We start from the raw sequence: 9,672 nt of genomic DNA, 5'->3' as shown, positions 1-9,672 counted from the left end.
CCTTTATGAAGTGACTCATAAGAGACAGCACCATTCAGACCTCCCTTTTGGTGGTGGGGCAATTGGTTTTGTTGGTTACGATATGATTTCGCTTTATGAAGAAATTGGTCAAATTCCTGAAGATACAATTGGAACGCCAGACATGCATTTCTTCGTCTATGAGAGTTACATTGTCTTTGACCACAAGAAGGAAAAAATCCATGTCATCGAGGATGCTCTTTATAGCGAGCGCAGTCAAGAAGACTTGGAAAAAGCTTTGAATCAAGTGCTTGAGGAATTACGCATTCCTGCTCCAAATGAATTTGAAGACTTGGATCTATCTCCGTTAGACTTCAAACCGCATATCGCTCCTCAAAAGTTTGAGGAAATGGTGGAAATCGCTCGTGACTTGATTCGTAACGGAGATATGTTCCAATGCGTACTCAGCCAGCGTTTCTCAGCAGAAGTGACTGGAAATCCATTTGACTTCTACAGAAATCTCCGCGTGACTAATCCTTCTAATTATCTTTATTTCTATGATTTTGGGGATTATCAAATCATCGGTGCCAGTCCAGAAAGTTTGGTTTCTGTCAAAAATGGCATCGTGACAACCAATCCGATTGCAGGGACACGACCAAGAGGCGCTACGGATGAAGAAGACAAGGATTTGGCGACAGACCTGCTTTCGGATGAGAAGGAAACAGCAGAACATCGGATGTTAGTAGACTTGGGTCGTAATGATATTGGCCGCATTTCTGAAACGGCCAGTGTCCAAGTAACCAAGTATATGGAAGTGGAGCTTTTCCGTTATGTCATGCATTTGACCAGTGTGGTCAAGGGGCGTTTGCTTCCAGAACTCACTGCTATGGATGCTTTGAAAGCAACACTTCCTGCTGGAACAGTTTCTGGAGCACCAAAGATTCGAGCGATGAGACGCATCTATGAACTGGAAATGGAAAAACGGGGCGTATACGCAGGAGCAATCGGCTACTTGTCTGCGACGGGTGATATGGATTTTGCCATTGCTATCCGAACTATGATTCTCAAAAATCAAACAGCCTATGTTCAGGCTGGGGCAGGGATTGTCTACGACTCCATCGCCCAAAACGAATACCAAGAAACCATTAACAAAGCAAAATCTATGACTAGAATTGGAGAACTAAGACCATGATTTTATTAATTGACAACTATGATTCTTTTACTTATAACTTGGCCCAATACATTGGGAATTTTGCAGAAGTTCAGGTCTTGAGAAATGATGATCCCAAGCTGTATGAAGAAGCTGGAAAAGCAGATGGTCTGGTCTTTTCGCCCGGTCCTGGTTGGCCAGTTGATGCTGGTAAGATGGAAGACATGATTCGTGATTTTGCAGGTAAGAAGCCGATTCTTGGAATTTGTTTGGGCCATCAAGCCATCGCAGAAGTCTTTGGCGGTAAGTTAGGTTTGGCTCCAAAAGTCATGCATGGGAAACAGAGCAATATCAGCTTTGAAGCCCCATCTGTTTTGTATCAAGGCATCGAGGATGGCCGTGCGGTTATGCGTTACCACAGTATTTTGATTGAGGAAATGCCAGAAGACTTTGAAGTGACAGCTCGTTCGACTGATGACCAAGCTATTATGGGGATTCAACATAAAACACTTCCAATTTATGGCTTCCAGTACCATCCAGAGAGTATCGGAACGCCAGATGGCTTGTCTTCTATTCGGAATTTTATCGAGAAGGTTGTAAAGTGAGGAAACTAGGATGAAAGAGATTATTGAAAAACTAGCAAAATTTGAAAATTTATCAGGTGTGGAAATGACGGATGTCATTGAGCGTATCGTAACTGGGCGTGTAACGGAGGCGCAGATTGCTTCTCTCCTCTTAGCTCTTAAGATGAAGGGGGAAACACCTGAAGAACGTACAGCCATTGCCCAAGTCATGAGAGGACATGCCCAACACATTCCAACTGAGATTCATGATGCCATGGACAACTGTGGTACAGGTGGGGACAAGTCTTTCAGCTTTAACATTTCGACGACTGCAGCCTTTGTCTTGGCTGGTGGTGGTGTTCACATGGCAAAACACGGTAACCGCTCGATTTCTTCTAAATCTGGTTCTGCAGATGTTCTCGAAGCCTTGGGTATCAACTTAGACCTCAAACCAGCTGAACTAGGTAAGGTATTTGATAAAACTGGAATCGTCTTTCTCTTTGCTAAAAATATGCACCCAGCTATGAAATACATCATGCCAGCTCGTTTGGAATTGGGAATTCCAACGATCATGAACTTGACTGGTCCCCTGATTCACCCAATGGCTTTGGAAACACAGCTTCTTGGAATTAGTCGTCCAGAACTTCTAGAAAGTACAGCTCAGGTTTTGAAAAATATGGGTCGCAAACGTGCCATCGTGGTTGCTGGACCAGAAGGACTGGATGAAGCTGGTTTGAATGGAACAACCAAGATTGCTCTTCTTGAAAATGGCGAAATCACCTTATCAAGCTTTACTCCGGAGGATTTAGGGATGGAGCGCTACGCTATCGAAGATATCCGTGGTGGCAATGCTCAGGAAAATGCAGAAATTTTGCTCAGCGTTCTTAAAAATGAACCAAGTCCATTCTTGGAAACTACAGTTTTAAATGCTGGTCTTGGTTTCTATGCTAATGGTAAGGTTGATAGCATCAAGGAAGGAGTTGCCTTGGCCCGTCAAGTGATTGCTGGTGGCAAGGCCCTTGAAAAACTCAGACTGTTACAGGAGTACCAAAAATGAGTCAGGAATTTTTAGCACGAATTTTGGAGCAGAAGACGCGTGAGGTTGAGCAGATGGAGCTGGAGGAAATCCAGCCCCTGCGCCAGACCTATCGCTTGGCAGAATTTTTGAAGAATCATCAAGACCGTTTACAGGTAATCGCTGAGGTCAAGAAAGCTAGCCCTAGTTTGGGAGATATCAATCTCGATGTGGATATTGTGCAACAGGCCCAGACTTATGAAGCAAACGGAGCAGTGATGATTTCTGTTCTGACAGATGAAGTTTTCTTTAAAGGACATTTGGATTATCTACGGGAAATTTCCAGTCAGGTACAGATTCCGACGCTTAACAAGGACTTTATCATCGATGAAAAGCAAATCATTCGAGCTCGCAATGAAGGTGCAACAGTCATTTTGCTCATTGTGGCAGCCTTGTCCGAAGAACGCCTCAAGGAACTGTATGACTATGCGACAGAGCTTGGTCTGGAAGTCTTGGTGGAAACCCACAATCTAGCTGAACTAGAGGTAGCTCACCGCCTTGGTGCCCAGATTATCGGAGTCAATAACCGCAATTTGACTACCTTTGAAGTTGACTTGCAGACCAGTGTAGATTTGGCTAAACATTTCAAAGATGATTGCTTGTACATTTCTGAATCTGCTATTTTCACAGGGCAGGATGCGGAACGAGTAGCACCATACTTTAACGGAATTTTGGTAGGGACAGCTCTTATGCAGGCAGAAGATGTAGCCCAGAGAATCAAGGAGTTGCAGATTGACAAAGGTTAAAATTTGTGGACTATCGACCAAAGAAGCGGTGGAGACAGCTGTGTCAGCAGGAGCAGATTACATCGGTTTTGTCTTCGCACCTAGTAAAAGACAGGTGACCTTGGATCAGGCTGCTGAGCTGGCAAAGCTTATTCCTGCAGATGTCAAAAAGGTTGGTGTATTTGTTTCACCAAGTTGGGCAGAACTGCTAGAAGCGATTGACAAAGTTGGCTTGGACTTGGTTCAAGTTCACGGTCAGGTGGCAGATGATTTATTTGAGAATTTACCTTGTGCCAGTATTCAGGCTGTGCAGGTGGATGGAGAGGGTCATGTGCCCAATTCTCAGGCAGACTATCTACTCTTTGATGCCCCTGTGGCTGGGAGTGGCCAGACCTTTGACTGGGCTCAACTGGATACGATTGGACTAACTCAGCCTTTCTTTATCGCAGGTGGGCTTAATGAAGACAATGTAGTAAAAGCAATTCAACACTTTACTCCCTATGCAGTAGATGTATCAAGCGGAGTGGAGACAGACGGACAAAAAGATCATGAAAAGATTAGAAGATTTATAGAGAGGGTAAAGCATGGCATATCAGGAACCAAATAAAGATGGATTTTACGGAAAATTCGGTGGACGTTTTGTCCCAGAAACATTGATGACGGCAGTTTTGGAGTTGGAGAAGGCTTATCGTGAAAGTCAGGCAGACCCAAGTTTCCAAGAGGAATTGAACCAACTTTTGCGCCAGTATGTGGGACGTGAAACTCCTCTTTACTACGCAAAAAACTTGACTCAGCATATCGGCGGAGCCAAGATTTATCTCAAACGTGAAGACCTTAACCATACAGGGGCTCACAAGATTAACAATGCCTTGGGACAAGTTCTTCTGGCTAAACGCATGGGTAAAAAGAAAATTATCGCTGAAACTGGTGCTGGTCAGCACGGTGTAGCAACTGCAACAGCTGCGGCCCTCTTTAACATGGAATGTACCATCTATATGGGTGAGGAAGATGTTAAACGCCAAGCCCTCAATGTGTTCCGTATGGAGCTTTTGGGAGCCAAGGTCGAGGCAGTGACAGACGGTTCGCGCGTGCTCAAGGATGCGGTCAATGCAGCACTTCGTTCATGGGTAGCTAATATCGATGATACCCACTATATCCTTGGTTCTGCCTTGGGGCCTCATCCTTTCCCAGAAATCGTTCGTGACTTCCAAAGTGTCATCGGTAGAGAAGCTAAACAACAGTACCGTGACTTAACAGGTCAAGATTTACCAGATGCCCTAGTAGCCTGTGTTGGTGGTGGTTCTAACGCTATCGGTCTCTTCCATCCATTTGTAGAAGATGAGTCAGTAGCTATGTATGGAGCTGAAGCAGCAGGACTTGGTGTGGATACGGAGCATCATGCAGCTACCTTGACCAAGGGTCGTCCTGGTGTTCTTCACGGTTCTCTCATGGATGTGCTCCAAGATGCCCATGGTCAAATTCTTGAAGCCTTCTCTATCTCAGCAGGTTTGGACTATCCTGGTATCGGTCCAGAACATTCTCACTACCACGATATCAAACGTGCCAGCTATGTCCCTGTGACAGACGAAGAAGCCTTGGAAGGATTCCAACTCTTGTCTCGTGTGGAAGGGATTATCCCAGCCTTGGAATCTAGCCACGCTATTGCTTTTGCGGTGAAATTGGCCAAAGAACTTGGACCAGAAAAGTCTATGATTGTCTGCCTATCAGGTCGTGGGGACAAGGATGTGGTTCAAGTCAAAGACCGCTTGGAAGCAGATGCAGCAAAGAAGGGAGAAACTCATGCCTAAGACACTAACAGAAAAATTAAACGCTATTAAAGCAGCTGGAAAAGGAATTTTCGTTCCCTATATCATGGCTGGAGACCATGAGAAAGGTTTGGATGGACTTGGGGAAACGATTCACTTTTTAGAAGATTTAGGTGTTTCGGCCATTGAAGTGGGTATTCCTTTTTCAGATCCTGTCGCAGATGGACCTGTTATCGAAGAAGCTGGTTTGCGTAGTTTAGCCCATGGGACTTCGACACAAGCTTTGGTTGAAACCTTGAAAACTATTGAAACAGAGGTTCCGCTGATCATCATGACCTACTTCAACCCCCTCTTTCAGTACGGTGTGGAGAACTTTGTCAAAGATTTGGAAGATACAGCGGTTAAGGGCTTGATTATTCCAGACCTGCCTCATGAGCATGCCAACTTTGTAGAACCATTTTTGGCAGATACAGACATTGCTTTGATTCCTTTAGTAAGCTTGACAACAGGGATTGAGCGCCAAAAAGAGTTGATCAAGGGAGCAGAAGGCTTCGTCTATGCTGTTGCTATCAACGGGGTGACAGGGAAATCAGGCAATTACCGCGCAGATTTGGACAAGCACTTGGCACAACTTCATCAAGTGGCCGATATCCCAGTCTTGACAGGATTTGGCGTATCTAGTCAAGCTGATGTAGAACGTTTCAATGCGGTGTCAGATGGCGTTATCGTCGGTTCGAAAATTGTAAAAGCTCTCCACCAAGGAGAGCCGATTCAGGACTTTATCACACAAGCAGTAGCTTACCAAAAATAATCACACAAGCAGCAAACAAGAGGAAAGGCACGAAAGGAAGTCTTTCCTTTTTCTTTTGCAGGAGAAAGGCTAGAATTCCCATCGTAGAAGCAAACTGAATCAAGATGAGTAATTCGGTCGCACTAAAGACGAGAGCGCAAGAAGCTAGAAAGAGAAAATCCCCTGCGCCCATGCGAATATTGATAAAATGAGCCACAATTCCAAGGACAAGGAAGAAGACCATGACCAGATTCCAGCCAGATCCGGCCATTAGGATTAGGTGGAAAGTCATCCAGACTAGTAAGGGATATTCCTGATGGCGAAAGTCGTAGATGCCCAAGGTCAAACCAGCGGTGATTAGGACGACTTGCCCCAAGGAAAGCAATTCCCAAGACCAAGCCAGAAAGAGGAGTCCTAAGCCCAATTCAAAAAGGGCATACCAGACAGGATATGTAGCCTTGCAGTAGCGACAGCGAAAGCGATTGAAGACCTGTGAGAGAATCGGAATCAAATCTAAGGGAGGCAAGCGAGTCTGACAGGAATCGCAGTGACTAGCAGGTTGGATAATGGATTGCTCTGGAAAACGGTCAATGACCAAACCAAGAAAGGAAGCGAGAATGCTCCCGACAAGAAAAAAATAAAAATCAATCATACTTATCTATTCGTAAAAAATAGGAGAAGTAGTATAATGGAGAAACATAGATAAGATTGTGAGGCAAAGATGATAATTCGTTTTGAAGAAAAGGTGAGCACAGAAAACGCTCAGCTTGTATGCCAATGGTCCAACTCCCTTGGCAAATCCTTTCAAGAACAATGGATGGGACCAAGGATTCCTTTTCCCTTGACCATTCAAGTTTTGCAAGATTTGGAAGGAATCTTTTCAATCTTTGAAGGACAAGAGTTTGTGGGGCTTATCCAGAAAATCAGGCAAGAAGACAGCAATCTTCATATTGGACGCTTTTTTATCAATCCCCAGAAACAGGGACAAGGCTTAGGTAGGCAGGCTTTAAGGAAATTTGTTAGTTTGATCTTTGAAAATGGAGACATAGGTAGTATTTCTTTAAATGTCCTCGAAGCAAATCAAGCAGCCCAGCACCTTTATCAAAAAGAAGGATTTGAGATCGTTCAAATAGTTGAAGTACCTGTACGAAAATACATTATGAAAAAGGGGAGATAGAAAGTAAAAATCCTTGAAATCAATCTTGACTGCGATGATGAATCTGAATCAGCCCCTCAAAAGAGACTGTATATGAATGAACGTTACCAGTGTTTAAAAACTAAAGAATATCAGGCACTTTTATCTTCCAATGGTAGACAAATTTCCGCTAAACGTAAGATTGATATGAAATCTGTCTTTGGGCAGATAAAGGTTTGCTTGGTTATAAGAGATGTTATCTGAGAGGTAAGCGCCAAGTGAGAATTGACATGGGATTCGTACTCATGGTCAACAACCTGCTGAAATATAATAAGAGAAAGAGGCGAAATTAAAAAGCTAGAGTTCCGCAATTGGAAATCTCTAGCTTTTTGTTTTCTGAGAATCATCTTGACTCAGACTCTTTTGACTAATGTTACTAAAAGATAAAGTAACTTTTAGCCTTATTTATTGTCGCCACTCAACATGTTTTTAACACCTTCGATAGCACCTTCTACAGCGTCTTTGGCATCTTCAGCAACTTCTTTTACTTTAGAAACAACTTTTTCAGCTGTTCCTTCTTTTTCCATTTTTTCATCACCGATGGCTTTCCCAACACCTTCTTTAATAGAACCTTTAGCTTGATTTAATTTTTCTTCTACTGACATGATAATTTCTCCTGTTATATTTATTTTATATTAGTTTACACGAGTTTTTTCGTGTGATACTACACCAGTTGCTGCACCTTTAACAGCTTCTACGCCTTCGCTAACTTTTTCTTGAACAGTTGAGAAACCAGATCCAAGACCAGATTTAGCTTTTTCGAATTGTTCTGAAGCGAATTCTCCTGTTGATTCAGCAACGTCAGATACGCGATCTTGAAGGCTTACTGAGTCTGCTTCATGTTGTTCTTTAGTTTTGATGTCGACAACGTTTACGTTGATTTCAACAACTTCCAAGTCAGTCATTTTAGCAACTTCTGAAGATACGATTTCTCTGATTTCTGAATATAAAGCTGGAACATTTTTTTGGTACTCAGCAATAATGTTTAAGTCAACTGCAACTTGTGTTTTACCAACTTCTACGTTAACACCACTTGTTACGTCATCGCTGTTAACGATTTTTTCTTTAAGATTTGAGAAGAAACCACCGTCGATTCCCAAAAGACCTGAAACGTTTTCTAGTGACAGACCAATGATTTTTTGGATAACTTTATCTTCGTAAGTAAGTTCCCCTTTGATTTCGTGAGCTACAACAGTAGCATCTTTCTTTTCTACGTTAGTGTTAATGTTTTTTTCGTTTGACATATGAAACTCCTTTAATTAAATTAGTAATTTTTATTTATCTATATAGTTTTTTTCGATATATAATCCAGCTGCAACTCCCAGTGCTCCTAAAATCAATACAAATATTGTTTTGAAGAAGCCAAAGGAGACAATCAAACAAGCGAGAAATACGCCTATGAGACCTGCGATTATTGGATATCGATATTGTTTAAGCCATTCCATTTTTACTTCCTTACTTTACACGACTAGCAGTTTTTTTCTTTTGAGCTTTAGGCTGTGGCTGATAGTCTTTTACCAAGACGTCCAATTTCACCTGACGCTCAATACCAAAGAATTGCTTTAATCCATTAGCTATTTCATTTTGAATTAGTTGGCATCTGTCAGCGATGTTGTCCGAAGGAAGAATTTTACCTTCTACATGAACGAAACATTTATTTTTTCGTAAATTTACATGAACAGTTGGGTTCTTGATCAATCCATGATCACTCACCAAACTTCTAACAAAACCTTCGATTGCTGAATTCTTTAATTTCAATGTATCGTTTTTAGTTTCAAGTTGAATTTCCAAATAACGTTTAGGATAAAACAACACAACTAACATCGATAACAAAACTAAAGTTGATAGAGCCACTATCCCCCAGAATATATATCTAGAGAGATAAAATTCAACGAAATGATTCTGTCTCCAGCTAAATAGCTGAATGCCTAGATCACTAACTTGATGATAATCTATCAAAACAGGAAGGAAAATTGTCAAGATTAAAATACAGAAAATAATTAAAAGTATTTTCTTTGTTTTTGACATATACAATCCTTTCGATTTAACATTAAACTATTTTTACCCGTCTAATCTATTTAAAAATAGTTTATTCTACAAGTAATTATTTTTTACCTGTAAAGAATGATACTACAGTAACAACAATTGCTGCTCCTGCAATAGATGGGATCAAAGCCATTCCAGCGATGGATGGGCCCCAACTACCTAAAAGGGATTGTCCTACAGATGACCCGACTAAACCAGCGAATACATTTGCGACGATTCCCATAGAACTACCTTTTTTAGTGATTCTACCTGCTACAAGTCCAATAAGACCTCCAGCAATGATTGACCACAATATTGCTTACCCTCCTTTTTTATTTTAATATCAAAAAATAAATCAATTCCTTTGATTATTGCTATTATATAATTTTGATATAAAATAATCAATTATTTTGATTATTATGTAA

14 protein-coding genes and 1 pseudogene are annotated in these 9,672 nt (G+C 41.7%); 9 read left to right on the top strand and 6 right to left on the bottom strand.

Translation table 11 applies throughout. The annotated features are described in order from the left end of the window. The 7 genes from trpE to trpA form a co-directional block, all read left to right on the top strand. Window positions 1–1,150 (top strand): anthranilate synthase component I (gene trpE, locus ADI58_RS07430; protein ID WP_049522046.1); only part of this gene is annotated, 1,150 nt, incomplete at its 5' end. After that, a complete protein-coding gene (locus ADI58_RS07425) occupies window positions 1,147–1,713 on the top strand; it encodes an aminodeoxychorismate/anthranilate synthase component II (RefSeq protein WP_049522045.1) in 567 nt (188 codons plus the stop codon). The genes trpE and ADI58_RS07425, both read left to right, overlap by 4 nt. Window positions 1,714–1,723: 10 nt before the next feature. Then, on the top strand, window positions 1,724–2,728 hold the full coding sequence (gene trpD / locus ADI58_RS07420) for an anthranilate phosphoribosyltransferase (RefSeq protein ID WP_049522044.1): 1,005 nt from the start codon (window positions 1,724–1,726) through the stop codon (window positions 2,726–2,728). Continuing rightward, window positions 2,725–3,492: an indole-3-glycerol phosphate synthase TrpC gene (gene trpC, locus ADI58_RS07415; RefSeq protein WP_049522043.1), complete on the top strand. Its 768-nt coding sequence runs from the start codon at window positions 2,725–2,727 to the stop codon at window positions 3,490–3,492. The genes trpD and trpC overlap by 4 nt, the downstream gene beginning before the upstream one ends. Beyond that, the gene (locus tag ADI58_RS07410; RefSeq protein WP_049522042.1) at window positions 3,479–4,078 is read left to right on the top strand and encodes a phosphoribosylanthranilate isomerase; all 600 of its coding nucleotides are present in this window, start codon (window positions 3,479–3,481) and stop codon (window positions 4,076–4,078) included. The genes trpC and ADI58_RS07410 overlap by 14 nt, the downstream gene beginning before the upstream one ends. Beyond that, window positions 4,056–5,279, top strand: coding sequence for a tryptophan synthase subunit beta (gene trpB, locus ADI58_RS07405; RefSeq protein WP_049522041.1), 1,224 nt, complete (start codon window positions 4,056–4,058; stop codon window positions 5,277–5,279). The genes ADI58_RS07410 and trpB overlap by 23 nt, the downstream gene beginning before the upstream one ends. After that, the gene (trpA, locus tag ADI58_RS07400; protein WP_049522040.1) at window positions 5,272–6,048 is read left to right on the top strand and encodes a tryptophan synthase subunit alpha; all 777 of its coding nucleotides are present in this window, start codon (window positions 5,272–5,274) and stop codon (window positions 6,046–6,048) included. The genes trpB and trpA overlap by 8 nt, the downstream gene beginning before the upstream one ends. Here the strand turns inward: trpA and ADI58_RS07395 are convergent. Continuing rightward, entirely contained in the window at window positions 6,020–6,679 is a 660-nt protein-coding gene (locus ADI58_RS07395) for a prepilin peptidase (RefSeq protein WP_049522039.1), read from the bottom strand. The two genes, trpA and ADI58_RS07395, sit on opposite strands and share 29 nt — an antisense overlap. 69 nt (window positions 6,680–6,748) lie before the next feature. Here ADI58_RS07395 and ADI58_RS07390 point away from each other — a divergent pair, with 69 nt between their 5' ends. Together ADI58_RS07390 and ADI58_RS11715 are read left to right on the top strand one after the other, a co-directional pair. Beyond that, entirely contained in the window at window positions 6,749–7,204 is a 456-nt protein-coding gene (locus tag ADI58_RS07390) for a GNAT family N-acetyltransferase (protein ID WP_049522038.1), read from the top strand. A gap of 36 nt (window positions 7,205–7,240) precedes the next feature. Beyond that, window positions 7,241–7,515: pseudogene (locus ADI58_RS11715) on the top strand (transposase); the annotation flags it as partial. Between the two features lie 108 nt (window positions 7,516–7,623). Here ADI58_RS11715 and ADI58_RS07380 read toward each other — a convergent pair. From ADI58_RS07380 to ADI58_RS07360, 5 genes are all read right to left on the bottom strand, one after another. Next, window positions 7,624–7,827 (bottom strand): CsbD family protein, encoded by a 204-nt coding sequence (locus ADI58_RS07380; protein ID WP_000109960.1) that lies wholly within the window; start codon window positions 7,825–7,827, stop codon window positions 7,624–7,626. Window positions 7,828–7,857: 30 nt separating this feature from the next. Then, the gene (locus tag ADI58_RS07375; protein WP_033684829.1) at window positions 7,858–8,466 is read right to left on the bottom strand and encodes an Asp23/Gls24 family envelope stress response protein; all 609 of its coding nucleotides are present in this window, start codon (window positions 8,464–8,466) and stop codon (window positions 7,858–7,860) included. 30 nt (window positions 8,467–8,496) lie between these two features. Then, a complete protein-coding gene (locus ADI58_RS07370; protein WP_000455066.1) occupies window positions 8,497–8,667 on the bottom strand; it encodes a DUF2273 domain-containing protein in 171 nt (56 codons plus the stop codon). 10 nt (window positions 8,668–8,677) lie between these two features. Further along, window positions 8,678–9,250 carry an alkaline shock response membrane anchor protein AmaP gene (amaP, locus tag ADI58_RS07365; protein ID WP_049522037.1) on the bottom strand — a complete coding sequence of 191 codons (573 nt, stop codon included), beginning with the start codon at window positions 9,248–9,250 and terminating at the stop codon, window positions 8,678–8,680. Window positions 9,251–9,326: 76 nt separating this feature from the next. Continuing rightward, window positions 9,327–9,563, bottom strand: a complete 237-nt coding sequence (locus ADI58_RS07360) for a GlsB/YeaQ/YmgE family stress response membrane protein (RefSeq protein WP_049522036.1) — start codon at window positions 9,561–9,563, stop codon at window positions 9,327–9,329. Between the last annotated feature and the right edge of the window lie 109 nt (window positions 9,564–9,672).

Origin of the sequence: Streptococcus mitis (assembly GCF_001074635.1) — a bacterium.
Taxonomy (GTDB): domain Bacteria; phylum Bacillota; class Bacilli; order Lactobacillales; family Streptococcaceae; genus Streptococcus; species Streptococcus mitis_E.
Note: the sequence above shows the minus strand (reverse complement) of the source record. Positions and strands in the feature narration are given on the sequence as shown.